Annotated in this window: 22 protein-coding genes; 14 read left to right on the forward strand and 8 right to left on the reverse strand. The window is 43.1% G+C overall.

What is annotated here, in order from left to right:
* Positions 1-59: 59 nt before the first annotated feature.
* The 4 genes from KHS79_RS18055 to dksA all read right to left on the reverse strand — a co-directional run bounded on the left by KHS79_RS18055 (position 60) and on the right by dksA (position 6,411).
* Positions 60-1,439, reverse strand: a complete 1,380-nt coding sequence (locus tag KHS79_RS18055) for a sigma-54-dependent transcriptional regulator (protein ID WP_212720780.1) — start codon at positions 1,437-1,439, stop codon at positions 60-62.
* Positions 1,440-1,506: 67 nt separating this feature from the next.
* The gene (locus KHS79_RS18060; RefSeq protein ID WP_233468490.1) at positions 1,507-4,551 is read right to left on the reverse strand and encodes an ATP-binding protein; all 3,045 of its coding nucleotides are present in this window, start codon (positions 4,549-4,551) and stop codon (positions 1,507-1,509) included.
* Between the two features lie 309 nt (positions 4,552-4,860).
* Positions 4,861-5,763: a tRNA glutamyl-Q(34) synthetase GluQRS gene (gene gluQRS / locus KHS79_RS18065; RefSeq protein WP_212720781.1), complete on the reverse strand. Its 903-nt coding sequence runs from the start codon at positions 5,761-5,763 to the stop codon at positions 4,861-4,863.
* A 204-nt stretch (positions 5,764-5,967) separates the two neighbouring features.
* Complete coding sequence (dksA, locus tag KHS79_RS18070) at positions 5,968-6,411, reverse strand: RNA polymerase-binding protein DksA (protein WP_027708586.1); 444 nt, start codon at positions 6,409-6,411, stop codon at positions 5,968-5,970.
* Positions 6,412-6,693: 282 nt separating this feature from the next.
* Here dksA and sfsA point away from each other — a divergent pair, with 282 nt between their 5' ends.
* Complete coding sequence (gene sfsA, locus KHS79_RS18075; protein WP_212720782.1) at positions 6,694-7,467, forward strand: DNA/RNA nuclease SfsA; 774 nt, start codon at positions 6,694-6,696, stop codon at positions 7,465-7,467.
* A 2-nt stretch (positions 7,468-7,469) separates the two neighbouring features.
* On the opposite strand, the gene KHS79_RS18080 is transcribed toward sfsA, so the two are convergent.
* On the reverse strand, positions 7,470-7,814 hold the full coding sequence (locus tag KHS79_RS18080; RefSeq protein ID WP_094788845.1) for a Rieske (2Fe-2S) protein: 345 nt from the start codon (positions 7,812-7,814) through the stop codon (positions 7,470-7,472).
* Positions 7,815-8,010: 196 nt separating this feature from the next.
* Between KHS79_RS18080 and KHS79_RS18085 the strand changes: the two genes are divergently transcribed.
* From KHS79_RS18085 to KHS79_RS18095, 3 genes are all read left to right on the forward strand, one after another.
* Positions 8,011-9,000 (forward strand): FecCD family ABC transporter permease, encoded by a 990-nt coding sequence (locus KHS79_RS18085; protein WP_212720783.1) that lies wholly within the window; start codon positions 8,011-8,013, stop codon positions 8,998-9,000.
* Positions 9,001-9,021: 21 nt separating this feature from the next.
* Positions 9,022-9,792 carry a heme ABC transporter ATP-binding protein gene (locus KHS79_RS18090; protein ID WP_094788843.1) on the forward strand — a complete coding sequence of 257 codons (771 nt, stop codon included), beginning with the start codon at positions 9,022-9,024 and terminating at the stop codon, positions 9,790-9,792.
* Positions 9,793-10,038: 246 nt separating this feature from the next.
* Complete coding sequence (locus tag KHS79_RS18095) at positions 10,039-11,094, forward strand: succinylglutamate desuccinylase/aspartoacylase family protein (RefSeq protein ID WP_212720784.1); 1,056 nt, start codon at positions 10,039-10,041, stop codon at positions 11,092-11,094.
* Positions 11,095-11,420: 326 nt separating this feature from the next.
* Here the strand turns inward: KHS79_RS18095 and KHS79_RS18100 are convergent, their stop codons facing one another.
* Positions 11,421-11,696 carry a TfoX/Sxy family protein gene (locus KHS79_RS18100; RefSeq protein WP_027708580.1) on the reverse strand — a complete coding sequence of 92 codons (276 nt, stop codon included), beginning with the start codon at positions 11,694-11,696 and terminating at the stop codon, positions 11,421-11,423.
* A gap of 479 nt (positions 11,697-12,175) precedes the next feature.
* Between KHS79_RS18100 and mrcB the strand changes: the two genes are divergently transcribed.
* The 4 genes from mrcB to KHS79_RS18120 all read left to right on the forward strand — a co-directional run bounded on the left by mrcB (position 12,176) and on the right by KHS79_RS18120 (position 16,115).
* On the forward strand, positions 12,176-14,551 hold the full coding sequence (mrcB, locus tag KHS79_RS18105; protein WP_212720786.1) for a penicillin-binding protein 1B: 2,376 nt from the start codon (positions 12,176-12,178) through the stop codon (positions 14,549-14,551).
* A gap of 11 nt (positions 14,552-14,562) precedes the next feature.
* Complete coding sequence (locus tag KHS79_RS18110) at positions 14,563-15,267, forward strand: tetratricopeptide repeat protein (protein ID WP_094788841.1); 705 nt, start codon at positions 14,563-14,565, stop codon at positions 15,265-15,267.
* Between the two features lie 64 nt (positions 15,268-15,331).
* Positions 15,332-15,649 (forward strand): YqcC family protein, encoded by a 318-nt coding sequence (locus tag KHS79_RS18115; protein WP_051311482.1) that lies wholly within the window; start codon positions 15,332-15,334, stop codon positions 15,647-15,649.
* A 7-nt stretch (positions 15,650-15,656) separates the two neighbouring features.
* Entirely contained in the window at positions 15,657-16,115 is a 459-nt protein-coding gene (locus KHS79_RS18120; protein WP_212720788.1) for a DUF2195 family protein, read from the forward strand.
* A 72-nt stretch (positions 16,116-16,187) separates the two neighbouring features.
* Here the strand turns inward: KHS79_RS18120 and KHS79_RS18125 are convergent, their stop codons facing one another.
* Positions 16,188-16,646 (reverse strand): DUF4124 domain-containing protein, encoded by a 459-nt coding sequence (locus KHS79_RS18125; RefSeq protein ID WP_212720790.1) that lies wholly within the window; start codon positions 16,644-16,646, stop codon positions 16,188-16,190.
* A 573-nt stretch (positions 16,647-17,219) separates the two neighbouring features.
* Here KHS79_RS18125 and KHS79_RS18130 point away from each other — a divergent pair.
* Positions 17,220-18,944: an acetolactate synthase 3 large subunit gene (locus tag KHS79_RS18130; protein ID WP_212720800.1), complete on the forward strand. Its 1,725-nt coding sequence runs from the start codon at positions 17,220-17,222 to the stop codon at positions 18,942-18,944.
* Positions 18,944-19,435, forward strand: coding sequence for an acetolactate synthase small subunit (ilvN, locus tag KHS79_RS18135; RefSeq protein ID WP_027708575.1), 492 nt, complete (start codon positions 18,944-18,946; stop codon positions 19,433-19,435). The genes KHS79_RS18130 and ilvN overlap by 1 nt, the downstream gene beginning before the upstream one ends.
* A 226-nt stretch (positions 19,436-19,661) precedes the next feature.
* Here the strand turns inward: ilvN and ilvC are convergent, their stop codons facing one another.
* Positions 19,662-21,131, reverse strand: a complete 1,470-nt coding sequence (gene ilvC / locus KHS79_RS18140) for a ketol-acid reductoisomerase (protein WP_212720802.1) — start codon at positions 21,129-21,131, stop codon at positions 19,662-19,664.
* Positions 21,132-21,481: 350 nt separating this feature from the next.
* On the opposite strand from ilvC, the gene ilvY reads away from it, so the two are divergent.
* From ilvY to KHS79_RS18160, 4 genes are all read left to right on the forward strand, one after another.
* Complete coding sequence (gene ilvY / locus KHS79_RS18145) at positions 21,482-22,372, forward strand: HTH-type transcriptional activator IlvY (RefSeq protein ID WP_027710082.1); 891 nt, start codon at positions 21,482-21,484, stop codon at positions 22,370-22,372.
* 100 nt (positions 22,373-22,472) lie between these two features.
* Positions 22,473-23,309, forward strand: coding sequence for a CDP-diacylglycerol--serine O-phosphatidyltransferase (pssA, locus tag KHS79_RS18150; protein ID WP_212720804.1), 837 nt, complete (start codon positions 22,473-22,475; stop codon positions 23,307-23,309).
* Between the two features lie 69 nt (positions 23,310-23,378).
* The gene (msrP, locus tag KHS79_RS18155; RefSeq protein ID WP_212720805.1) at positions 23,379-24,431 is read left to right on the forward strand and encodes a protein-methionine-sulfoxide reductase catalytic subunit MsrP; all 1,053 of its coding nucleotides are present in this window, start codon (positions 23,379-23,381) and stop codon (positions 24,429-24,431) included.
* 24 nt (positions 24,432-24,455) lie between these two features.
* Positions 24,456-25,079 (forward strand): protein-methionine-sulfoxide reductase heme-binding subunit MsrQ, encoded by a 624-nt coding sequence (locus KHS79_RS18160; protein ID WP_212720806.1) that lies wholly within the window; start codon positions 24,456-24,458, stop codon positions 25,077-25,079.
* Positions 25,080-25,466 lie beyond the last annotated feature (387 nt).

Consider the following 25,466-nt stretch of genomic DNA (forward strand, 5'->3'; position numbering starts at 1 on the left):
TTGCCCCAAGTGACTGGGGCTGAAGATGGGGTTAAAAACACTAGAGAACAGCGGTTAATTCAGACTGTTTTTTTGCGAGGGATACCCAAACGCTGGCGACGCTCCCATAGGCATTTTCGGCTGATACCCAGCTTTTGAGCGAGTTCAGTTTCCGTCATTTGATCCTGATGTTCTAGCACAAAGTGCTGAAAGTAGTCTTCTAAAGACAGTTCTTCATGCTGCTCAACGGTAGTTATACTGGATGAGAAGCTAGGCTCTGGTTTGGCAATATCAATGTTCAAAAGATCTGGGGTGATGATATCACTATCACATAAAATCACTGCCCGCTCGACAGCGTTTTCAAGCTCTCTCACATTACCTGGCCAGTCATACGCATTAATCGTTTGATAGGTTTCTGGGGCGAAGTAGTGCCTTTTGCGACCAAGCTTAGCGCATTGCCTCTCAAGAAAACGCTCGGCAATTTCTGTGACATCACTACCGCGCTCCCGCAGAGGGGGCAAGCGAATCTCAATAACATTCAGTCGATAGTAAAGGTCTTCTCGAAATTCACCTTTTTTAGCCAGACTTTTCAAGTCCCTATGGGTTGCTGCAATCAGCCGGACATTGACTTGCTGTGAATTGACAGAGCCAACCCGTCTAATTTCGCCTTCTTGTAAAACTCGAAGTAAACGTGCTTGAGCCTCTAAGGGGAGCTCACCTATTTCATCTAGAAATAATGTGCCACCATCAGCAGCCTCAACTAATCCGTGGCGAGCTGCAGTGGCTCCGGTAAAGGCCCCTTTTTCATGACCAAATAATTCTGACTCAATGAGTGTTTCAGGTATTGCCGCGCAGTTAACTGAGATCATCGGCGCATGTTGCCGGTTACTTTGATCATGAATGGCTTTGGCGACCAGTTCTTTTCCTGTGCCAGACTCGCCTAAAATCAGTACCGTCGAATCTGTTGGGGAGACTTTTTGAATTCGTCGAGCAAGCTCCAGCATTGCCGGACATTTGCCGATTATATGGCTCTGGCTTGTTTGTTGAGCTTTATCATCTGTTGATGATGCTTCATCAGCGTTGTGCGTATTTTGCTTTGAGGGAATTCTAGGGTTGGCATTGATGATACTGGTTACCGTTGTAATCATCTCATCATGATCAAAAGGCTTGGCAATGTAGTCAATAGCACCTTTTTTCATAGCTTCTACAGCTGATCTCAGGCTAGCGTAACTGGTCATTACTAAAACAGGAGTATCCCCGGCGTGGGCAATCAAATCTGTGCCTTGGCCTCCAGGTAACCGTTGGTCAGTAATCACTAGGTCGAAGCTATCCAGGTTGAATGTTTCAAGGGCATGTTGTACTGACTCTGCTTCTTCAACCGCATATTTGTGCCGCTCTAATAACCGTTTTAGTGCGGCACGGATAACCTTTTCATCTTCGACAATCAAAATTTGCTTCATAGCCACAGCCTGTTGTCTCTAATAAAGGTCAAATAGGGGTACTTTCAATAGGCTAACTAGCCAGACTCTAAGGTTCCTCAATAGGTAACCATACACTTACCTGGGTTCCAAAAGGAGGAGCCTGTTGCATTGGGCTCTTTATGGTAATTCTACCAGAATGTTCCCGCACAATGTTGAATACCATAGCAAGTCCAAGCCCTGTGCCTTCTCCAGGATCTTTTGTCGTGAAAAAAGGCTCAAAAATTTGCCGTTGATTGGCTTCAGAAATACCTTCCCCTTGATCAATTACACTGATAATGGCGTATTTTTGCTGGCGCTCAGGCAAACCTTTATTGGGTTGTTGAATGCGGCTCGTTATTTTGATGTACCCTTGGTTCGGTGAAGCATCTCGGGCGTTGTTAAGTAAATTTATAAAAACCTGTAGCAGTCTCTGGGCAATGCCTTGGACCATAATGGATTGATCGCAAGTATTGGAAAAGTGAACAATTTTATCGTGCTGTTTTAACGAGACAAGCTTGATGGCCTCATCGATCGTGGTGAATAAGTTAACGTGCTCTACATTAGGAATAAGCTTAGGTGTTGAGCCAGAGTGAGCGAAGTTAACCAGTGATTGCACAATATTACTGATTCGCTTCGTTTGCGTGACAATCTGCTCTGCCATTTCCGTTGTCAGTGGATCTGATGACTCAGATTTAAGTTCTTGAGCTAAGCAGGCAATAGCTGTTACCGGGTTGCCTATTTCATGGGCTACACCTGCCGCTAGTTGACCAATGGAAGCGAGTCGCTGGCTGTGCAGCAGCTTATCAGCCATAAGCTGAGCCTCTGTCTGGTCTTCTAATAGGATAACAAAGCCCCCCACACTAGCTTGTTGACGAGATGCATCTTGATTAATTGTTTTCTGAGCGTTGGTCGCTATTGTGTTTTGGTTAGAGAAGCTGGTAATTGGAGGTATCGCTGCTTTGTGTGCATTTATCCAACGAGGCTCATTATTAATAACAAGCTGCTGCTTGTGTAAATGGTCGTTGCTATGTTGAATCGTACGCTTGAGTAGTGCTTGCCAGGGTTCAGCAACATCGTCTAGATAAGAGCCAATAATCTGAGTGGCGCTAATGTCTGTGAGTTGACTCATTGCTTTATTCCACATCAAAACTTCGTGGTCCTTCCCTAATGTACAAATGGCTAAGGGTAATGACTCTAAAGTTTGTCGGTGATAACGCCTTAACCCATCAAGCTCAGCAGCTAAGCCTGTGAGTTGAGAGCGATAACGCTCTAAGCGGCTTTCAATGAACTGAATGTCTTCTGATACATATCCTTCATTGTTGTGCTTAAAAGGTAGGAAGGTATCAACGATATCTGTTGCAACAGCAGGTCCCATTAAGCCAGATAAGTTGGCCTCTAAACGGTCTCGCAAGCGGCGCAGCGCGTAGGGTCTTTTTTCGGCATAGGTATAACCAAGATCAACAAGTGCTCGATCAACCTCATGTTGTGCCATATGCAAACCTAATGGTTTGCTGAGTGCTGCCTGGAAGTCTTGAGGCGTGCATGCAGCAAGTTCCTTTCGGGCTGGACGATGAATATTATCAACAGCACAGGCATTAGCAGCGCTTAATTCAGCATCAGACATCTGGGTAATGAGTGATACTGCGATAAATACCAACGTGTTAATAAGGAGTGAGCCAATAGCGGCAATGTGCCAAGGCTCGGCATTTGAGTCTACGCCCCAATAGCCAAGCAACGTACTCACAAGGCTGACTTGTGGGAGCTCACTCAAGAGCGGTGTTAGTAAGGTTAAGGACCAAACAGTAAAACCAATGATTAGCCCACAAATAAAGCCTTTATGATTGCCTTGAGGCCAATACAGAACACTAAGTACACCAGGTAAAAACTGAAGAGCACCGACAAAAGCGACAATTCCTAAATTGGATAGGTCCTGCTCTGCACCTAATAGCCGGTAAAAGCCATATCCTGCAAGAATAATCAAAGCAATGAGAATACGGCGAATATTGAGCAGCCATTGGTAAAGGTTTTGGCTGCCTTGTGGTTGTATTACTGGCAGGACAATGTGATTAAGAACCATTGCGGACAATGCCAATGTTGTTACAACAATCAATGCGCTGGCAGCAGATAGTCCACCGATATAGCCTAGCAATGACAGCCACGGGGTCTGACTCGCTAAGCCAATACCAATGGTGAAATACTCTGGGTGTGTTGGATTGTTGAGCTTAAGTCCTGCCCACAAAATGGGTGGAATCGAGATGCTTAAGAGTAACAACAGGAGTGGTAATCCCCAGCTTGCCACTGATAGCGCATGGCGGCTTTGGTTTTCAGTAAAACACATATGAAACATATGTGGCATCACAATGGCAGAAGCAAAAAAGACCAGTAGCAGTGTGCGCCAAGGACCCTCATCTAATGGTGTTTGTAATGCTGCGAGGGCAGTGGCATGGTCGCTCAGCCAGCTCTGCATATCAGCAGGCCCTGAAAACACTACGAATAATGCATAACCTCCAATAATCAAGATAGCGATAAGCTTAATAAGAGATTCAAAGGCTATTGCTACTACCAGGCCGGCATGTTTTTTACCGCCAGCAATATGTCGTGCACCAAATAGAATGGCAAACATAATAATCATTATGCAAAAGCCTAAAGCGAGCTTTTCAGGCATAGCATGTTGGGTGAGAATTTGTACCGTATCAGTGACTGCTTGTATCTGTAATGCCAGCAGGGGTAACACTGCAAGTAACATAAAAAATGTTGTTAGCGTACCTGCCCAGCTACTGCGAAAGCGAAAAGTAAAAAGGTCTGCCAGTGAGGCAAGCTGGTAGGTCTGGGTAATTCTAAGAATGGGGATTAGCAGTACGGGGGCAAGTAAAAAAGCACCACAAATACCCAGGTAATAGGCTAAAAATAAAAAGCCATATTGATGTGCTAAGCCGACAGTACCATAAAAGGCCCAAGCACTGGCATAAACACCAAGTGATAAAACATAGGTAACAGGATGGTTGGCAATTTTGGCTGGGAGGTAACCACGCTCAGTTGCAAATGCCGTTAAAAATAACAGCAGCAGATAGCTGATACTGACAATGACCAGATGAGTTAGCTCAAATGTCATCAGCACCTCGTTGCCGGTGAAGAATATAGCCGACAATAATAAGTCCTATCCACAACAGATAAGGTCTATACCAGAGTGTTGGCATTTCGATCCACCATTCCATGATGGCTGGAGAAAACAAGTAAATTCCTACTACCAGTAGGAGAACAAGACGATATATATACATAAGTGTCGTATATAAATAGTTGGTCTCGTTGATAGTACTGCAAGTATTGTTTATCTTGCAAAGTCGTTTCAGTTTAAAAATTAAAAGGAAGTATATGACGGAGTTGAAACACTGATTTATATGACATATTTTTTATGAGATTTTTACGGTGCGGTTGTAGGCAGTAGAGTCTCTGGAATAGTCATCGACTGAGGGATAATGCGTGAATCCCAATGGCGGGTCGCCCACGCTATTATCTCAGACACTTTTGCACCAATCAGCTTGGGTGGAGGGCTTTGGTTGAGAGCATGTAATGCCCGTATTAACACTGGTTGAGGGTGCTCTAATGGGAGAGGTGTTGCCAAGTTTTGCTTCGATAATTTTTTACCATCACTGGCAACGATCACAGGAATGTGGGCATAGCTTGGATGTGAAAAACCTAAGACAGATTGAAGGTAGTATTGTCGAGGTGTTGAATCAAGTAAATCTGAACCTCGAAGAATATGAGTTATACCTTGCAATGTATCATCAACAACAACGGCCAACTGATAAGCAAATAAGCCGTCTTTGCGCTTAATAATAAAGTCTCCGCCTTCTTCCTCTAAGTTGAATGACTGTGCTCCCTGAATTTTATCAATAAAGTTAACGGGGGTGGATTCGGTTTTGAGTCTGATAGCAAAGGGTGAGGCTGGCAGTGTGCGTTGATTACGACAAGTGCCAGGGTATTGTCCATGGAAAATACTTAGTTCTTTACGTGAGCAGGTGCAGGGGTAGGCTTGTTGCTGTTTACAGAGGTACTCAATGTAATCCTGATAAATAGCGTGACGGGATGACTGATAAATGATGGGTTGGTCCCAGTGTAAACCGTAGTATTCCAGTGCTTTCAGGATAAGTTTAGCGGCACCTGCTTGTTCTCGTGGTGGATCAATATCTTCAATGCGAACCAGCCACTCACCCTGGCTAGCTTTAGCATCAAGATAGCTGGCAAGTGCACTGACTAGCGAGCCAAAGTGCAGGGGGCCTGTAGGAGAGGGGGCAAAACGCCCTCGATAACGTACCTTACTCATGGTCGTTACCATAATAAAAAATGAGGGTATATTGAAGTGGTAGCCAAAGTTAACGAGCCAGTACTAACTGTGTAAGGGCTAATATATTTTTGACTAAAAGGAGTGGGCGACATAGCGCCAATCAGCATCTGCAGCAAATCCTCAGCGTAGGATGCCGATAGTTACTTTGATGTTAAAGCCCCTAACAATAAGTGACTGCGGCTATTAGCCGCCGACTTGTCGTTCTTTTATTTCTGCCAGGGTTTTGCAGTCAATACACAGTGTTGCTGTAGGACGAGCTTCCAGACGGCGAATACCAATTTCAACACCGCAGGCATCACAAAAGCCGTAGTCGTCTTCTTCTATACGTGTAAGTGTCTGCTCAATTTTCTTAATGAGTTTGCGCTCACGGTCCCGTGCACGAAGCTCTAAGCTGAATTCTTCTTCCTGGCTTGCACGATCGGCAGGGTCAGGAAAGTTAGCCGCTTCGTCTTTCATGTGAGTAACCGTACGGTCCACTTCTTCCATGAGCTCCTGTTTCCAGTTACGAAGGATGGCTGAAAAATGAGCAAGCTGTTGCTCGTTCATATATTCCTCGCCTTCTTTTACTTCATAAGGCGTGAAAGATTTCATTAGATAACTGGATTCAGTTTTGTTTTGTGCTGACATTTTTACAGCCTCACAAAAGTGAACATTTTCCTTAGGGTGCGCATAAAATGCACATTAAATTCGTGAAAATGCTGAAAAAATAACCAGCATAAATTTCACGAAGCGGAGAAATTACCAGATACAATCAAAAGACGCTACTGGTATTTCAATATTTTTTTGTCGTTAAACAAAAAACATCATGTATAGTTAATCGCATTTTGCTATAGCTGCAATATTTTTTGTTCATAACAAACGCTATAGACTGTTCAATTAGGTTGTAATTCAGTATACGGGTAATTAATTTTGAAGTTTGAGCAGCCATTAAAAAACGGTGTACTTCTGAAACGCTATAAACGTTTTTTAGCAGATATTCATCTACCTTGCGGAAATAATTTAACACTTCACTGCCCAAATACGGGTTCTATGTTGAATTGTGCTGAGCCTGAAAGTCGGGTTTGGTTTTCCTGGTCTGATAATCAAAAACGTAAGTATCCTGGTACTTGGGAGCTTGTTGAAGTCCAAGCTGAGTCTACTGATGGAAAACAAGCTAAAGGGCTTGCCTGTATTAATACAGGGCGGGCAAATACTGTTATTTATGAAGCGATTCAAGAAGGCGTTATTAATGAGCTTGAAGGTTACAAAAATATTCGAAAAGAAGTTAAGTATGGGGCTGAAAAAAGCCGTATTGACTTACTGCTTGAATCTGATGATAAGCCTTCATGCTATGTAGAAGTTAAAAGCGTCACCCTGGCGGTGGGTAGAGGGTGGGGTCTGTTTCCTGATGCAGTATCTGCCCGAGGATCAAAACATCTTCGTGAGTTAGCAGCGATGTGTGCAGAAGGATACAGAGCAGTATTGGTTTTTTGTGTGCAGAATACATTGATTGAGCAAGTGGCTCCCGCTGACCATATAGACCAAGCCTATGGGGAAGCACTTCGTGAGGCTGTTGCAGCAGGGGTAGAGGTGTATGCTTACGCAGTTGATATAACGCCTCAGTCTCTTGTTTTAGCGCGGCGGCTTCCAGTGCATTTGAATCAGGGCCAGGAATTGCAAGCTTTATTGACTGAGGCTCAGTGAGCTTAAGCAGAAGAAAGTGGAAGTGTGACACAAATCTGTTGATTGGATGAGTGACAAGCCAGTTTAGTGAGGTGTTGTCCTGCACAAGGACCGGCAATACAAAGCCCTGTTTCAATTAAGAATAAGGCACCATGAGTAGCACACTGGATGAGACGCGCATCAGTGTCCAAAAACTGGTCAGGTTGCCACTCCAGGCGAATGCCCAAATGAGGACACCTGTTTAAATAAGCATGAAACTGGCCTGCGCGGTTCACAACAAAAATCGTTTGTTTTCCAACCGTAAAACCTTTGCTGGTATTGGGTGGAATCTCATCAACTGTACATAGCGTAATGCTCTCATCGCTCATTGACGGCCGCTTGCTTGAGTGAACCTTTCACTATTGTGACGCTGTGGAGACAGGTTAGCAATGTATTTACCCAGATTTTAAAAGTAAGAAGCTAAATGTATTTTTATGCGTTAGATATGCAACAAAAAATGAAGAATAAGAAGCTATGAGGCAGAGTCGTAAGGTCAGATGGTGGCTGACTTCTGTTTTGCTACTTATGCTGATAACGATAATTTGGGCGCTTAGTGTAGGGGTAATTGAAACACCTTGGTATAGCGCTTTACTGTTCGGTTTAGAGGACAGCAGAGGGCAGCTTCCAGCTCATATTTATACCATTATTGTTGATATTCGCTTACCAAGGGTGATGCTCGCCCTAGTGGTTGGAGCTATTTTGGCCAATAGTGGTGCGTTGTTACAGGGCCTGTTAAGAAACCCACTGGCCGATCCTGGGGTTTTGGGTATTTCCAGTGGTGCTGCTGTCGGTGCTGCTTTTGCAATGCTGGCACTTAATCAACTTTTTCCTGATATAGCTACTGCACTGGGTGAATTCCTTGTGCCGTGTTTTGCCTTCTTAGGAGGCGTTCTGGCTACCTGGGTTGTTTATCGACTAGGTGTAACTGTTTGGGGAATTTCTGTATCCACTATGTTGTTGGCGGGTGTTGCTATATCTTCCATGGCGATGGCTGCTCTAGCCGCCATAAACTACCTGGCAGATGACTTAACACTGCGTTCCTTTATGTATTGGCAGTTAGGTCAGCTGGGTGGTGCTCAATGGTGGGCGGTTGCTACCTGTTTTACGGTGCTGTCTTTGCAAGTTCTGCTCATACCGTGGTTGGGACAAGGGTTGAATGCCTTGTTATTGGGTGATCAGGAAGCAAGTTATTTAGGGGTTCCTGTTGAAACGTTAAAGCGAACGGTAATTTGTGTTGCTTCACTAGGGGTTGGTGTTGCTGTCGCTGCAGTAGGTATTGTGGCATTTGTTGGGTTGGTTGTACCGCATATTGTGCGTCAGTGTACTGGTCCTAATCACCAGATATTACTACCCACTGTGACGTTATGTGGTGCTTGGCTATTGCTGGTTGCCGACACACTTTCACGCTGGTTACTTGCACCCCTGGAGCTGCCAATTGGTATTGTCACCGCACTGATTGGTGCACCTGTTTTTATTTGGCTATTAGTTCAGCAACGACAACGGATGGTTAGTTAATAGTGCATGGTTAGTTAATAAATGTTGCAAGCAGCAAGTGTTTCAGTGCATAGGCTAAATAAAACTTTATTACATCCTATCAGTGTGATCTTCAACCCTGGTGAGCTTATTGTATTACTAGGGCCTAATGGTGCTGGGAAATCAACATTACTACACTGTCTTGCGGGCGGGGTTGCAGATAGCACCGGGGAACTTTATTGGCAGCAACAGCCAATAAACCAGCTATCACGTCAGTTTAAATCTCAACATATTGCATTTTTAGGGCAACAGCATCAGCTGCAATTTGCATTCACTGTTGCAGAAGTTGTTGCCTTGGGTCGTTTGCCTTGGAATACATCGTCTGCCGAAAACTCACACTGGGTTAAGTTAGCCCTTCAGTGTTTCGATATTATCCATCTACAAAATCGAAATTACCTTTCCTTATCTGGAGGAGAGCAGCAGAGGGTTCAGTTAGCTAGAGTGTGGGTTCAAGTACAAGCAAAAAAGCCTGAAACAAGGTGCTTATTATTAGATGAGCCACTTGCGGCTTTAGATCCTAAACATCAGTTGCAGCTTATGGAAGAAGCAAGACAGTTTGCTCATGCAGGTCATGTCGTAGTTATGGTGTTGCATGATATGAATATGGCCTTGCGTTATGCAGACAGGGTTTTACTGCTAAATGAGGGTAAGGCTGAGGGGTGGGGGAAGCCCGTAGAAGTTCTTACGCCTGAACAAATAGCAAATGTTTTCTCGCTTAATGTGTCAATCATGTCTCATCCGGACAGAGATTTTTCTTTTGTCGTGATCAACTAAACACCACTTGCATAAAGACTGCTCAATTAATGTGAAAAGTTGATTATCATTTACCAGAGTTGTGAACCACTTAATGATGACTTAATTCTTTCACTATATCGCAACCCTATGATAACTCGTTATGCTATCAGGCCCGTTTTTGAAGGCTGCAGATGGTGGACAGTTGTTTTGTATTGCCTTGAGAAAGTTGGTGATAACTAGCAGTAACTTACGTGTTTAAAAAAAGAAAACGATAGGATGGATGGGATGCAACGTGCTCCGTTTGAGATAAATGGTGTAAAAGTGGAGGCAGGCAAGCGTGCAACTGTAGACTTGGCTGTGGCCCAGCTGTATACCCATACCCCTCTGAATATACCAGTACAAATTGTTCATGGTCGGCAAGATGGTCCTGTGCTTTTAGTATGTGCTGCAATTCATGGAGATGAATTGAATGGTGTCGAAATCATTCGTCGTCTATTAAAACTAAAAGTGATGTCTCAGCTAAAGGGAACACTGGTAGCGGTGCCTATTGTTAATGTCTTCGGTTTTATCCAGCGTTCTCGGTATTTGCCAGACCGACGTGACTTAAATAGATGTTTTCCAGGTGTCAAGAAAGGTTCACTTGGTGCCCGAATTGCTAACTTATTTTGTGAAAGTGTTGTGCGTAAGTGCACACATGTTATTGATTTACACACTGGTGCTGTTCATCGTTCAAATTTGCCTCAAATATGGGGGGCTATGAACAGTAGTGGTTCAAATGAAATGGCGCGTGCATTTGGCACACCTGTTGTATTAGATGCTACGTTACCTGATGGCTCCTTAAGGTCTTTTGCAGAAAGTATTAATATTCCCGTTATTACCTATGAGGCGGGCGAAGCTTTGCGTTTTAATGAGCTGTCTATTTATGCAGGCATTCGTGGAATTATTAATGTGATGCGTATGCTGGGTATGTTGCGGTCTCATAAGTCGAAGAAAAAGTCGAGTAGAAGCCCAGTTATTGCCAATCAATCACAGTGGGTCAGAGCAGAAACAGATGGTGTGTTTCGTCCTCTTGTAGAGCTCGGTGCCAGTGTTAAAAAACACCAGCCGCTGGCTACCATTAGTGCGCCCTTTGGTGATGCAGAACTCACTGTACGTGCACCGGCCTCAGGCATTGTAATTGCCAGAACTAATATACCGCTTGTTAATGAGGGTGAAGCACTCTTTCATGTAGCCTTTTATGAGAAGGTTTCAGAAATTGCTCGTCATGTCGAAGTCTTCCAGTCAGAGTTATTTGATGATGAATTAATTTTTGCCGATGATATGGAAGAAGAGTCTTATTGAAATACTTAGTCAGGTGTAAAGTCTTGGTCTATTCGTGCCCTATGCTGTTGTGGGTATATTTGATAATGAATTTGATGCAAAAAAAAGCTGCCTGGGTTAGAGGCAGCTTAAACCGTGATTAGCCTGATGAGGAGATAACCTGTTTAGCTGTTTACCGCCAAGTAAAGCTGTTTACAGATTATCGCTGTCATGTGACAACGATTTAAATGATAATCATTCTCATTATCAAAGTCAAGCAATTAAATCTTGAATAACTCATTTTTTTTATGGACGTATTAAGTAGATACTTTTCAAGCCGCTATAGGTAAAGAGGAGGACTCTACTTATTAGTTTTCTGGTTGGCGCTGTCCGTTACTTTCAGCTTCTTTGATTAGTTTGGCTTTTAAGTCAGGGTCTAACTGATTCCAGTGGGCATCGAGTAAGGCTCCTTCTAACGCATACAGCAATACTTTAGAGACTTTAAAGCCACGGGTTTTGATTTTTCGGTAAGCTTCAACTGAGCCAATCTGTTCTAGGGTTTCTTTATCTCTAATACCTACAGCATTAAGCCACTGTACAGATGTTTTACCCAGGTTTTTCAATTCGATTAAGTCGGTAGCCATTGTCATTTTCCTTGCCCGAATGAATAACCAGCAAATGAATAAGCGTATTATTTTTATTATGAGTCAAGCGAATAGGGAGCACTCTTGTTCTAATAATAGCCAATAATTCAAAACTGTTTGTTAATTACACTAAATTCTTATTTCATTTTGGTAAAATAACCTTCAAGAATATGCTCGGTAAACGAGACTTTTCTACATAACTATCTGAGTTTAAAATACTTTTATTACTTATTTGACTAAGTTGCTGACTTAGATGTTTTGGTGATTGTTTGAGTCTTTGGTGATTTTATGACTAACCACAGGCTTATTGGGTTTGATAGTTTTGACTACTATTCACGTTTATTCACGTTGTAAAGCGCTTTTTAATATCCGCTTTATGACATATAGAGTCACAACTAAAGGAACCAATAACGGGTATAAGTTCTCGAATCAGCTAAGAGCATTATGGAGTAAGCAACTGAGTCCGTATAATCCAACCCATGAGCAAATCAGATCCTAACAGCACAAATTCCCAACCCCAAAAGCCTGTAAAAAAATTTCGCCTTTTCCGCACTCTAATCAAGCTTTGTTTGCTGATTATGTTGGTGGTCGGTGTTGTTGCAGGGGTATATCTTTATCGCCTTGATACTGTAGTTACTGCAAAGTTTGAAGGTAAAAAGTGGGATATTCCAGCCAAAGTATATGCCCGTCCACTGGAGCTTTATGAAGGATTGCAACTGTCGCCTGATACGTTTGCGCTCCAACTAAAGCAGCTGGGTTATCAGCGTAAAGATTTAGTAGATAGCCCAGGTGAAGTGATGAGAAAGGGTACAACATATACGTTGTATACCCGTGGTTTTCAGTTTGAAGATGGCGCAGAGCCAGCTCAACAAGTGTCAGTAACCTTTAATCAACAAAGTGTAAAAGCACTAAAAAATAACGAAGGTGAATCAGTACCCCTGGTAAGGTTAGAGCCGTTGCTGATTGGCGGAATTTACCCCGACAGCAATGAAGACCGTATTATTACCAGGTTGGAAGAGCTACCGGATATGCTGATTCCAACACTGCTTGCTGTTGAAGACCGAAAGTTTTATCAACACTATGGTGTTTCATTTAAAGCCATTGCGCGTGCCGCATGGATTAATTTCCGCTCTGGAGCAACGGTCCAAGGTGGGAGTACTTTGACGCAGCAGTTAGTCAAAAACTTTTATCTGAGTAGTGAACGCTCGTTTAAGCGTAAGCTGTCAGAAGCCGCCATGGCTTTTTTGCTGGAATTGCATTACAGCAAAGATGATATTTTAGAAACCTACCTTAATGAAGTTTATCTTGGTCAAGAGGGTAAGCGCGCAATTCACGGGTTTGGATTAGCAAGCCAATTTTATTTTGGTAAGCCAATAAGTGAACTTGAATTGCATCAAGTAGCGCTACTGGTAGGAATTGTCAAAGGTCCTTCAGAATACGACCCAAGGCGTCAGCCTAAAAAAGTACTTAAACGGCGTAATCTGGTTTTAAAGGTTATGGCGAAGCTGGGCCATATAACTCAAGAGGAAGCTCAAAAAGCTATTGAAAAGCCGCTAGATATTGTTAAGTCCAATAAATCTTACCTGGCTAATGCGTATGCTTACCTTGATCTTGTAAAACGGCAACTGCGTGAAGAATATAATGATGAAGACTTAACTTCAGAAGGGCTTAGCGTTTTTACTAATTTGGATCCAGTGATCCAAATGAAAGCACAAACCAGTGTCACAGAGACAATTAACAAACTTAAAAAAGCTTATCCCAAGCATAAAGACCTGCAAGGCGCCATGGTGGTTACAGCACCTAACAGTGGAGATGTGCTGGCGATTGTTGGGGCCGTTAAACCTGGTTATGCTGGTTTTAACCGCGCACTGGATGCTGAACGCTCTATTGGATCTCTGGTCAAGCCCGCCGTCTATTTAACTGCATTGAGCTTTCCAGAACAGTTCAACTTAGCCACGTTAATTGATGATGACTCAATTACGATTCGTTCAGATACAGGAGAGGTGTGGGAGCCCAAAAACTATGATCGCAAAAGCCATGGTTGGGTACCTTTACACCGGGCCTTAGCAAAAAGTTATAACTTAAGTACAGTGCGACTAGGGATGGAAGTGGGTTTGTCAGAAGTTATTCATACCTTGCAACAGCTTGGTGTTGGTGAAGAACTTAAGCCTTTTCCAGCGATGCTATTAGGTGCGATTAATCTAAAGCCTATACAAGTTGCTCAAGTCTATCAAACCATAGCTGCCGGTGGCTTCCAAACTCCTATGCGTACAATCCGTGCGGTATTAACAGCCAATGGCGCAACGCTTCAACGTTATGAGTTAGCTTTGGAGCAGAAAGTGGATGAGCGCTTTGTTCACCTTGTTCAGTACTCAATGCAAGAAGTGATGCGTGAAGGCACTGGTCGTAGTGCGTATAGTGTCTTGCCTGGCAAATTAAGGCTGGCAGGAAAGACAGGTACAACTAACGACAGGCGCGATAGCTGGTTTGCCGGATATGGTGATAATTTATTAAGTGTTGTTTGGATTGGAAAAGATAATAATGAGTCAACACCATTAACGGGTAGTTCTGGAGCGCTCAAAGTGTGGTCTGATTTTATGAAGAAGGCCAACGTTCGCTCTTTGCAGCCTATAATACCTGAGGGTGTAAACTACTTATGGGTTGATGAAGCAACAGGGTTAAGAAGCCAAGAACGTTGCCCTGGTGCTCGGTACCTGCCTTTTGTGTCAGGATTTGAGCCACTACAGGAGGCGGGCTGCTATCGGGCTAATGATGGCTATGATAGACGCAACGGTTATCCTCAGCGCCGCCGTTCAAATAATGTTATTGATTGGTTTAAGTCTATTTTTAGATAAGGGGAAGACAAATGCAGTCAAGTCATGGACAGCATTCAAAGCTAGTGATGGTGTTGGGTATATTGGTAGCTTTAGCTGGCTGTCGATCAAACCCTTACTTGGTACCCGCTGATCGTGACCCTGGAACCGGTATGTTGCCAGGGCAAGGTGGTTATCAGCAAGCACCGGTTGAGTCACGTTATCCAACAGATCAACATGGTCGCTACCCACAAGCGCCACAGCAACAGTATCCTCAGCAAGGTTATCCTGATGATCCCTATAACCAGGAACCTGCTCCTCAACAGTATCCACAGTCTCGTGGGGATAATAATGGTGGTTACACTGTTGAGCAAAATACGAACTCACAGCAGGCTTATGATCAGTATGATCGCAGAGCCAGTGTGTCAAGGGTAGAACGTGATCAGTACGCTTATGTATCTCGCCCAGAGTCAACAACATCAAGTAATTCGGCAGTACGTAAGTTGATTAATACAGCAAAGCGCCAACGCGCTGAAGGCAACTTAGGTGGCGCTGCTGCAACCCTTGAACGGGCATTGCGGGTCTCTCCACAAGATCCAAATGTTTACTATGAGCTAGCTTCTGTTAGACTCATGCAGCACAATTACCGCCAGGCAGAGCAATTAGCCCGTAGAGGTTTAACATTAACTCGTGATGCAGGCATGAAAGCGCGTTTTCGGGATCTAATCCGTGAATCGCAAACTATTGCTGCTCAGTGATAGGTTAAGCTGACATGATTTGCTCTGCCACACAGTTACACATAAGGTAGTGCCAGAGCAAATTATGAAAACCACAAATTTACGACACCTGCTCCAAGCTATTCAAGATGAAATGGAGGCGCTCCAGCTCTGGGAAGTGGAACCTCCTTCTGCTGAAGCCCTTGCCAGCAAACAGCCTTTTTGCATTGATACACTGGAGTTTACTCAGTGGTTACAGTGGGTTTTCTTACCCAAAATAGAGGCGCTGTTGGATAAAAATACCCCGCTACCATCTTCTAGTAATATCCATGCACTAGCAGAAGAGTATTTTAAGTCGTTGACAGTTGACTCTGCTCAGCTACTTGTCCTGCTTAAAAGAGTCGACCAACTGATTACTCAGTGATAGCACTATGATAACTAAGCAAAGGAACTTGCTATTGCTGGTTTTTCTTTATTCCTTTTTGACAGGTTGTGTGTTTACCTCATCAGCTAAGCCCATTTCTGTTGTCGGAAAAAATCAGCAATTGCTTTCAAATTTAACCATCAAAAACTATGTTGATCGTTGTGTTGTCATGGCTCCAAGGCAGGTTGTTTACCGGAGAGAGGGTAGTTTTCTTGAGGGGGTGCTGTACTCAATGGAGCCCCTCAAACAGTGTGGTTGTGATTCTTTTTTACTGGATTATCGGCTGCAGGAAGTTTTGGATAGTCAAAAAAAACAACTAAACAAAACGATGAGCTGGGAAGCTTCACGGTTAGTAGCTCCATTACCAGGAAAGTCGAAGCCCTTTAGCGTTTCACTTAAAACTGATTCTGCAGTTTATTATCGAGGTAAGCTGGTGGTAACCCTGAAATGCCCTCCAGGGTTCTAGAGCTATGGAGCTAATGTTTTTACACTTTTTTATTTGCAGCGAATGTTTGAAAGTGAGTGTTGAGTGCAGCGGCTATAAGCAAAACTCTTTGATGGCTTCATCAGCTTGTTTAATTTGCGCCTGACGTTCTTCTTCACTCAACATTTTGATTGATCCATCCTCCATTTTCATTTTGACCCTGCTTTTTAATGTGAGTTGTACTTTATTTTGCCTAGCTTCTTCGCACTGTTTTTTACGTTCCTGCTTTGCGGCGGCTAAATCTTTTTGAAAGCGAGCTTCTTCTTCTTTCTCTTTTGTCTCTATAGTTTGCTCTACTTTTGTTTCCTCAAGCTCTTTAGTAGCCTGGTCTTGATTGGCTGGTTTTTGAGCATGGGTTTTCACTGACTCTGCACTGGCACCTTCAGGTGGGCGAGTACCATAGTGGGTTACTCCCTGGTCATCTACCCATTTATAAAAGGTATCTGCATGGGAGAGTTGGGTTTGCAAGCAAAAAACAAGGCAAGTAATGCTGACTAACAAAAATGGTCTCATACGGGGGCCTATGGTTATCACTAGAGTACGCAGCTGTACAAACAGATTAAAGTATAGTGTATAGAAATTTATTGCTAAACAGTTAAGCAAGATCTTACTAAGTTCATGTTAAGCCACTGTCAATCACTTAAAAGCTATGTGGTTTTATGGGCCTTCTTAAACAAGGTACAAAAACACATACAGCATTTATTCGCTATTGACATATTGTTGCCGAACAATAACATGTATAGGTTGATAGCTATGTTATCAATTTTCTGTCAGGCCCAGAGTCGTAACCCGATATCTGGCTGATTCCCTTGACCACGTTACCTCGGGTCGGGAAAACAGATACGTACCCGTGTATCTGTTTTAACTGAATAGCTCTGCTAATTATATGTCATTTCACTTAAATGATAGTGTCTGGCAATCCGTTGGATAATTAGCATTAGAGAGTTATAGCGAGGTTGCGTGAGTACCTGATTAAGTGATACCCGTTTATCCTAACCAAGGCCATCCTCGCTCAACTATATCTGGCAGTATAGAATGCAAGTGTAGTATTTGTTGGAAAATATCACGTTTGGAAAGGGGTATTTCGTGGAGCTATTATCTGGCGCAGAAATGGTTATCCGCGCACTAGCGGATGAGGGAGTGGAGTATATTTATGGCTATCCAGGAGGAGCTTTACTCCATGTGTATGATGCTTTATTTCAACAAAATAAAGTCACTCATATTTTAGTTCGCCATGAGCAGGCTGCGACGCATATGGCTGATGGTTATGCGCGAGCTTCAGGTAAAGCCGGTGTGGCTTTAGTGACATCAGGGCCAGGTGCAACCAATACCATTACTGGTATTGCTACTGCTTACATGGACTCTGTCCCTATGGTTGTTATTTCTGGGCAGGTACCTTCGGATTTTATAGGTACCGATATGTTTCAGGAAACTGACATGGTGGGTATTTCACGTCCAATCGTTAAGCACAGTTTTTTGGTGAAACAGGCGCAAGACATTCCAGCCACAATAAAAAAAGCATTCCATATTGCTCAGTCTGGACGACCTGGGCCTGTAGTGGTGGATATTCCAAAAGATATTACCAACCCAAGTGATAAGTATGAGTATATTTATCCGAAAAAAGTAAAACTGCGATCATATACCCCCCCGTTAAAGGGGCATTCGGGACAAATCCGCAAAGCGCTTAATATGCTGCTTGAAGCAAAGCGTCCAATTATATACAGCGGTGGAGGGGTAATCCTCGGCAATGCTTCCAGTGAGCTTACGCAGCTAGCCAAACAGCTACATTTACCTGTAACTAATACATTGATGGGCTTAGGTGGCTTTCCAGGTACGGATAATCAGTTTTTAGGTATGTTAGGAATGCATGGTAGCTATCCTGCAAACTTGGCAATGCACCACAGTGATCTGATTCTAGCGGTTGGTGTGCGCTTTGATGATCGGGTAACTAATGGTATTTCTAAGTTTTGCCCAACAGCCAAAATCATTCATATTGATGTGGATCCGGCAAGTATCTCTAAAAATATTAGAGCAGATATACCTATTGTTGGTCCTGTACAGCCTGTATTGAGTGAAATGCTATCGCTGCTGAAAGAAAATAAAAAAGATCAAAATGAAGAGGCTATTCATGCCTGGTGGAAACAAATAGAGGAGTGGCGTTCATCACGTGGCACATTCCCTTATGATAAAGGTGATGGTTCAGTCATTAAGCCACAAATGGTGATTGAAACGTTGTGTGAAGTGACAAAGGGTGATGCTTATGTGTCCTCTGATGTTGGCCAGCATCAGATGTTTACTGCTCAGTACTATAAATTTAATAAGCCCAACCGTTGGATTAACTCTGGAGGCTTAGGCACGATGGGGTTTGGCTTGCCTGCTGCTATGGGGGTGAAATTAAGTTTTCCAGATGAAATGGTGGTCTGTGTAACAGGTGAAGGGAGTATTCAAATGAATATTCAAGAGCTGTCTACCTGTATGCAGTATGACTTACCCATCAAGATTATTAACTTGAATAACCAGGCATTGGGCATGGTTCGTCAATGGCAGGATATGCAGTATAACAGTCGATACTCCCATTCCTATATGGACTCTTTACCTGACTTTGTGAGGCTTGCAGAAGCCTATGGTCATGTAGGTATCCGAATTGAGAAACCTGAAGACCTCAAGCCGGCTATGGAAAAAGCACTGGCTATAAAAGATCGTTTAGTCTTTTTGGATATTCGGGTTGATCCGAATGAGCATGTATACCCAATGCAAATTAAAGATGGCTCTATGCGAGATATGTGGTTAAGTAAGACGGAGCGAACCTAATGCGGCATATTATTTCAGTTTTAATGGAAAACGAACCAGGTGCACTGTCTCGGGTCGTAGGGTTGTTTGCTCAGCGTAACTACAATATTGAAAGCCTTAACGTTGCTCCAACGGAAGATGCAACATTATCTCGCTTAACACTCACGACAATTGGTGCGGATCATAAAATTGAACAAATCACTAAACAGCTCAACAAACTCATTGATGTTGTAAAAGTGGTTGATCTGACAGAAGGCGCCCATATTGAGCGAGAATTAATGTTTGTTAAGGTTAAGGCTACGGGTGGGCAGCGGGCAGAAGTGAAGCGGACGACAGATATTTTCCGTGGACAAATTGTTGATGTCACTGCCAATACATATGTTGTTCAGCTGGCCGGCGATAGTGCTAAGCTGGATGCTTTTATTCAAGCTGTTGGCTCGTCCACAGTTCTTGAAGTGGTGCGCACAGGTGTTTCTGGTATAGCAAGAGGTGAAAAAGTACTCAGCCTATAATGCTATGCTTTAGTGTTATCGTTAGATGAAATGTAGACATTAAAAGGCAGTGTCATCACTGCCTTTTTTGTGGCTATCTGTTTTATTCGGTTTAGCGATGCTGAATTAGGTTTTAAAATAAAAAAAGAGCGCTTAAATGCGCTCAGGGTCAGTCAGACTTTGTAGGATTTTTTAATAGGCGCTATGTTAGCGCCTATTCATTGTTTAATTGCATGGAAAAAATTTATCAGATAATTTTTTTCATATCCTTCATATAGCTACGTAGCTCACGGCCGATGGTTTCAACAGGATGGTTGCGAATAGCGTCATTAACTTCAACAAGTTTGGCATTATCAACAGAGAAACTAGCCGGAGCAGTACCTTTGCCAATAACTGTTGTATCAACCTTTTTCATAAAGTCTTGCAGTAAAGGTACGCAAGCGTTCGCAAATAAGTAGCAGCCATACTCAGCTGTATCAGAAATAACTACATTCATTTCGTACAGCTTACGACGTGCAATTGTATTAGCAATGAGTGGTGTTTCATGTAGTGATTCATAGTAAGCAGATTCGGCAATAATGCCAGACTGGGTCATTACCTCAAAAGCCAGCTCAACACCTGCTTTAACCATTGCGACCATCAGTAAACCATGATCAAAGTAATCTTGCTCAGGGATGTTGGCATCTGTTGATGTGGACTTTTCAAAAGCAGTTTCAGCTGTTTCTGCTCTCCAGCGAAGCAAATCTGCATCATCGTTTGCCCAGTCGGCCATCATGGTTGAAGAGAAGTGCCCACTGATAATGTCATCAATATGTTTCTGGAAAAGTGGGCGCATAATGACTTTAAGCTCTTCAGAAAGCTCAAAAGCACGAATCTTATCGGGGTTGTTCAAGCGATCCATCATGTTGGTGATACCACCAATTTTCAGTGCTTCAGTTGTTACTTCCCAACCATACTGAATAAGTTTTGATGCATAGCCTGGTTCAACACCTTCGGCGATCATTTTTTCAAAGCACAGTATTGAACCTGTTTGTAACATACCGCAAAGGATAGTTTGTTCACCCAGTAGGTCTGATTTAACCTCTGCAATAAAAGAGGATTCCAGTACGCCTGCACGATGACTGCCCAAACCTGCTGCATAGGCTTTAGCAAGTTCAAGTCCTTCTCCTTGAGGATCATTTTCCCGGTGGACTGCAATCAGAGTTGGAACACCAAAGCCCCGCTTGTATTCTTCACGAACTTCTGTGCCAGGGCACTTAGGCGCAACCATGATAACAGTAAGGTCTTTGCGGATTTGCATGCCTTCTTCAACGATATTGAAGCCATGAGAGTATGAAAGGGTGGCACCTTTCTTCATTAAAGGCATTACTTGTTCAACAACGCTTGAGTGCTGTTTGTCTGGTGTTAAGTTACAAACAAGATCTGCTTGGGGAATCAGGGACTCATAAGAGCCTACTGTGAAGCCATTATCTGTCGCATTTTTCCAGGATTGGCGCTTTTCAGTGATAGCTGACTCTCTTAGTGCAAAAGAAACATCCAAACCACTATCACGTAGGTTCAATCCTTGGTTAAGGCCTTGGGAGCCGCAGCCAACAATAACTATTTTTTTGCCTTTAAGTTTTTGGGCTTCATCTGCAAACTCGCTACGATCCATAAAACGGCATTTACCTAGCTCTTCCAACTGAATGCGCAGAGGCAGGCTATTGAAGTAGTTCATGAGTGGGCTCCTGGCAATAATAAGTAGTGGTGATGACAGTTCCTATAAAAAAGCAGTCTTGTCGAGGCAAGTGACTCGCCTTGCCTCGACAAGGACATAAAGCACCACAGTTAAATTGCACTAATTATAGTTTTGCTGTGCAGTAACGTGTGGTAGACACTCCTTAGTTATTAATTCGGTTTTGTTGCATCAAAACAGAATGACTAAGCTGTTTTTAGGATTGATATGTTTACAGCCTTGGGCTGAAGGCTAGAAACTTTAGGTAGCCTAGCGTAAAACAAATATTGCGTAAAATGATATATTTGAAATACTACATGTCATATTTTGCAATATTGTGAGATGTTAATGCTATGGACCATCATGCTTTGAGGTTGTTTTTGCATCTGGCGAATACGCTTCACTTTGCGCGGACCAGCCAAGCTTGCCATGTCAGCCCTTCGACACTAAGCAGGGCAATTAAACGGCTGGAAGATGAGGTTGGGGAAGTGCTTTTTGAGCGGGATAACCGTTCTGTTGTACTTACTGTAGCTGGCAGAGAGTTTCAAGCTTATGCACAGCAAGCTCTGCAGTTATGGCAGGAAATGCAAAGCCGAGTGCATCAGCAAACCATGCTTTTGCAGGGTGAAGTTAATTTATTTTGCTCTGTAACGGCAAGTTATAGCTTTCTTTCAGAACTTTTAATGCGCTTTCGTCAACATTATCCAAGTATTGAAATTAAACTCAGGACTGGTGATGCAGCACTTGCACTACAAAAAGTCCAAGAAGGTGAAGAAGACTTAGCTATTGCCGCTAAGCCAGATCAACTCCCTGGTAATTTAAACTTTAAAACCATTGCCCATACACCGTTACAGTTTATAGCTCCCCAACAACCAGGACTGGTGAGAGACTTAACCTTACAGCAATCAGAGATAGACTGGCGAACAGTGCCCATGATTTTTGCCGAGCAAGGACTCTCTCGAAAAAGACTAAAGCACTGGTTTCGCGCTAAAGGAATAAAGCCCAATATTTATGCCCATGTAGGAGGTCATGAAGCTATTGTAAGTATGGTGAATTTAGGGCTTGGGGTGGGGGTGGTTCCAGAGCTGGTTGTGGTGAATAGTCCAGCTTCAGCTAAGATTCGTACATTGACCGTTGATCCGCCTTTAGAGCCATTTGCTATTGGTGTCTGTGTACAAGCTAAACGGTTGCAAGACCCATTAATTAAGGCTTTTTGGGATGTAGCATGTCTGTCTGCAGAGTAAGCAGACAGGTAAATGCTTCACTTGTTGTTATGAGTAACGATACATTTTAGTAGGGTTTGCTATAATCCCTGACTCATTTTCTGGCAGAAGATATTGACCTATGAACGAGGAAAAGCAATCTGTAACTAATAATGATGAGCATGAAGAACAGCTTGGAGAGTCCATTTTACCCATTGATGAGCATGTAGAAGAGGTTGCGGAGAATGGCCGTAAGGTGAGACGCCGTGGAGTTTACTTATTGCCCAACTTATTTACAACGGCAGCCTTATTTTGTGGATTTTATAGTGCTGTTGCGGCTATGCAATTTAAGTTTGAGCATGCTGCAATCGCTATTTTTGTGGCAATGATTCTTGATGGTTTGGATGGGCGTGTGGCGCGTCTGACAAATACGCAAAGTGCATTTGGTGCTGAGTACGATAGTTTATCTGACATGATTGCCTTTGGCTTTGCGCCAGCAATTTTATGTTATAGCTGGACATTGCATAGTCTTGGTAAGGCGGGATGGATGGTAGCATTCATCTATGTAGCGTGTACTGCACTTAGGCTGGCAAGATTTAACACGCAAATAAGCAGTTCTGATAAGCGTTACTTTACAGGTCTTCCATGCCCTTCGGCGGCAGCAGTGGTAACAGGAATGACTTGGGTATGCACAGATTTTGGACTTTATCCAGCTGAGCCAGGAATCAGTATTTTGGCTGCGCTAATCACTGCTGGTGTAGGTATTTTGATGGTTAGCAATGTCCGTTACCATAGTTTTAAAGATTTGGATTTTAAAGGCCGCGTTCCCTTTGTGATGATTTTTGCGCTCGTGTTAATTTTTGCTGTGGCCTCTATTGATCCGCCTAAAACACTACTTTCTGTATTTATGATCTATGCTACCTCTGGTCCAGCGTTAGCCCTTTGGAGACTCTGGAAAAGGTCGAAAATGGCTTCTTGAAATATAATTAGCTTTAACCCGTTCTTAAAAAGGAGCTGAGTGTTGCTCCTTTTTTTTAGGTTAGAGCTTATGATTATCAAGAAGCCATCTGCTATTCCTAGTTATGAAATAACCTCTGAGCGAGCTTACTTGAATCGTCGTCAGTTTATGCGGCGAAGTGGTCAGTTCATTTTAGGTGCTTCTGCTGTTCTGGTCGGCTGTGGGGAAGCTGATGAGCCAAATTCGCAAACTTCTGAACAAAAGCGGATTGCCATTCCAGAAAAAGTTCTTACAGCAGGCAAACAATACCCAGCACCTGCCTGGCTGCAAAAACAAGTTTCAAGTGCCAGGCCTTCTCATTTCCGTGCTGATGATCCATTAACGCCTTATCAGGATGTCACTTCGTACAATAACTTTTATGAGTTTGGTACGGGCAAAAAGGACCCTGCAAGTTTAGCGAAAGATTTTGTTACAGACCCTTGGTCATTGACTGTTGAAGGTGAAGCAGAAAAAACAGGTAAGTTTACCTTAGAAGATATTTTAAAGCCCCATGCTATTGAAGAGCGTATATATCGTTTTCGCTGTGTTGAAGCTTGGTCAATGGTGGTGCCTTGGCTAGGCTTTTCACTAGCAGATTTGTTACGTAGATTTCAGCCTACCTCAAAAGCAAAATATGTGTTGTTTGAAACGCTGCATGACCCAAAGCGTATGATTGGCCAGAGGAGTCAGTTCAGTTTAATTGACTGGCCTTATATTGAGGGACTTAGGATTGATGAGGCTATGCATCCACTGGCCATGATGGTGGTTGGACTTTATGGAAAAACACTACCTCCACAAAATGGTGCACCGCTTCGCTTAATGGTGCCTTGGAAGTATGGTTTTAAAAGTATTAAGTCCATTGTCAAAATTACGTTTACAGACATGCAGCCTAAGACCACCTGGCAGAATTTAGCACCTAATGAATATGGCTTTTATGCAAATGTTAACCCAGCAGTAGATCACCCTCGTTGGAGCCAAAAGCGAGAGCGACGCTTACCATCCTCTCTCTTTTCACCAAATTATATCGATACCATGCCTTTTAATGGTTATGCCGATCAGGTGGCATCGTTATATAAAGGAATGAACTTGAATAAATACTTTTAAGTTGAGTAGGTTTAGGAGTGCTATGTGGGGTTAACCATTAAACTGGATAAAATAGCGGTATTTAGCTTGGCTCTTGCTCCTATTGGGTATTTAGTTTGGCAAATTGTTGGGCAGCAGTTAGGACCCGATCCAGCCAAAGAGGTCGTACTTTTTTTAGCTAACTGGGCATTAAACTTACTGTGGGTTACTTTGGCGCTGTCTCCCATTAAGCTGATTTTCAAGAAATCCTTTGTTATTCGTTATCGCCGTATGTTGGGATTGTTTAGTTTATTTTATGCAATCTTGCATGTGTTGGCTTATTTAGCTTTTATGCTCGCATGGCAGTGGAGTGATTTACTGCAGGATCTGGTCAAGCGTCCTTATATTATTGTTGGCTTTATAGCGCTACTTGGTTTAATTGCACTGGGTGTAACCTCCCCTAAAGTAATGGTTAGACGCCTGGGTAAATCGTGGAAAAAGCTACACAACATAATTTACGTTATTGCTATCTTGGTTATGGTCCACTTCTTTTGGCTTTCCAGGACAGATGTTGGAGAGCCTGTTATGTACTCTGTCATTTTGGCTGGACTCCTTTTGGTGCGCTGGTTTTTCTGGGGAAATAACTGGCTGTATCAACTCTTTTTTTCCTCTTCTTCAAAGGCTAAATAAATAGTCTCAAAAAAAGGTTGCATCTGTGAGGGAGGTCTTTATAATGCGCCCTCACTTCAGCGGTAACGCTTTTCAAGTCCCCGACGCCCAGAGGGTTTCACCGAATACAGATGGTGAGTAAGCCTCTTTTGATGTGCGTCAAACGTCGTTCAGTAGGATGACGAAAAAGAGGGGGTTGACAAGGTTATCGAACGCGCTAGAATGCGCGGCCGCTGAGAGGCGAGTTGGGTTGTGATTGAGGTTGAAATAAAATTCAAACACAGCTTGACAAAACAAGGCGAGGCAGTAGAATAGCCGGCCTTGGTTGAGACCAGCGCTTAACCAAAGTTCTTTAACAAATGATCAAGTAATTCGTGTGGGTGCTTACGATGACGGATTAGGATACTG

Source organism: Zooshikella ganghwensis (genome assembly GCF_018263875.1).
In the GTDB taxonomy this organism is placed as follows: domain Bacteria; phylum Pseudomonadota; class Gammaproteobacteria; order Pseudomonadales; family Zooshikellaceae; genus Zooshikella; species Zooshikella ganghwensis.

What these genes read in the sequence shown, in the direction of transcription:
- pssA (WP_212720804.1), top strand. Translation starts at nt 22,473, where the DNA reads ATGAACGAGGAAAAGCAATCTGTAACTAATAATGATGAGCATGAAGAA.
- KHS79_RS18100 (WP_027708580.1), bottom strand. Translation starts at nt 11,696, where the DNA reads ATGGCTACCGACTTAATCGAATTGAAAAACCTGGGTAAAACATCTGTA.
- KHS79_RS18115 (WP_051311482.1), top strand. Translation starts at nt 15,332, where the DNA reads ATGAAAACCACAAATTTACGACACCTGCTCCAAGCTATTCAAGATGAA.
- KHS79_RS18125 (WP_212720790.1), bottom strand. Translation starts at nt 16,646, where the DNA reads ATGAGACCATTTTTGTTAGTCAGCATTACTTGCCTTGTTTTTTGCTTG.
- ilvY (WP_027710082.1), top strand. Translation starts at nt 21,482, where the DNA reads ATGGACCATCATGCTTTGAGGTTGTTTTTGCATCTGGCGAATACGCTT.
- KHS79_RS18120 (WP_212720788.1), top strand. Translation starts at nt 15,657, where the DNA reads ATGATAACTAAGCAAAGGAACTTGCTATTGCTGGTTTTTCTTTATTCC.
- dksA (WP_027708586.1), bottom strand. Translation starts at nt 6,411, where the DNA reads ATGTCAGCACAAAACAAAACTGAATCCAGTTATCTAATGAAATCTTTC.
- ilvN (WP_027708575.1), top strand. Translation starts at nt 18,944, where the DNA reads ATGCGGCATATTATTTCAGTTTTAATGGAAAACGAACCAGGTGCACTG.
- KHS79_RS18110 (WP_094788841.1), top strand. Translation starts at nt 14,563, where the DNA reads ATGCAGTCAAGTCATGGACAGCATTCAAAGCTAGTGATGGTGTTGGGT.
- KHS79_RS18055 (WP_212720780.1), bottom strand. Translation starts at nt 1,439, where the DNA reads ATGAAGCAAATTTTGATTGTCGAAGATGAAAAGGTTATCCGTGCCGCA.
- KHS79_RS18060 (WP_233468490.1), bottom strand. Translation starts at nt 4,551, where the DNA reads ATGACATTTGAGCTAACTCATCTGGTCATTGTCAGTATCAGCTATCTG.
- msrP (WP_212720805.1), top strand. Translation starts at nt 23,379, where the DNA reads ATGATTATCAAGAAGCCATCTGCTATTCCTAGTTATGAAATAACCTCT.
- gluQRS (WP_212720781.1), bottom strand. Translation starts at nt 5,763, where the DNA reads ATGAGTAAGGTACGTTATCGAGGGCGTTTTGCCCCCTCTCCTACAGGC.
- KHS79_RS18090 (WP_094788843.1), top strand. Translation starts at nt 9,022, where the DNA reads ATGTTGCAAGCAGCAAGTGTTTCAGTGCATAGGCTAAATAAAACTTTA.
- KHS79_RS18080 (WP_094788845.1), bottom strand. Translation starts at nt 7,814, where the DNA reads ATGAGCGATGAGAGCATTACGCTATGTACAGTTGATGAGATTCCACCC.
- KHS79_RS18085 (WP_212720783.1), top strand. Translation starts at nt 8,011, where the DNA reads ATGCTGATAACGATAATTTGGGCGCTTAGTGTAGGGGTAATTGAAACA.
- mrcB (WP_212720786.1), top strand. Translation starts at nt 12,176, where the DNA reads ATGAGCAAATCAGATCCTAACAGCACAAATTCCCAACCCCAAAAGCCT.
- ilvC (WP_212720802.1), bottom strand. Translation starts at nt 21,131, where the DNA reads ATGAACTACTTCAATAGCCTGCCTCTGCGCATTCAGTTGGAAGAGCTA.
- KHS79_RS18095 (WP_212720784.1), top strand. Translation starts at nt 10,039, where the DNA reads ATGCAACGTGCTCCGTTTGAGATAAATGGTGTAAAAGTGGAGGCAGGC.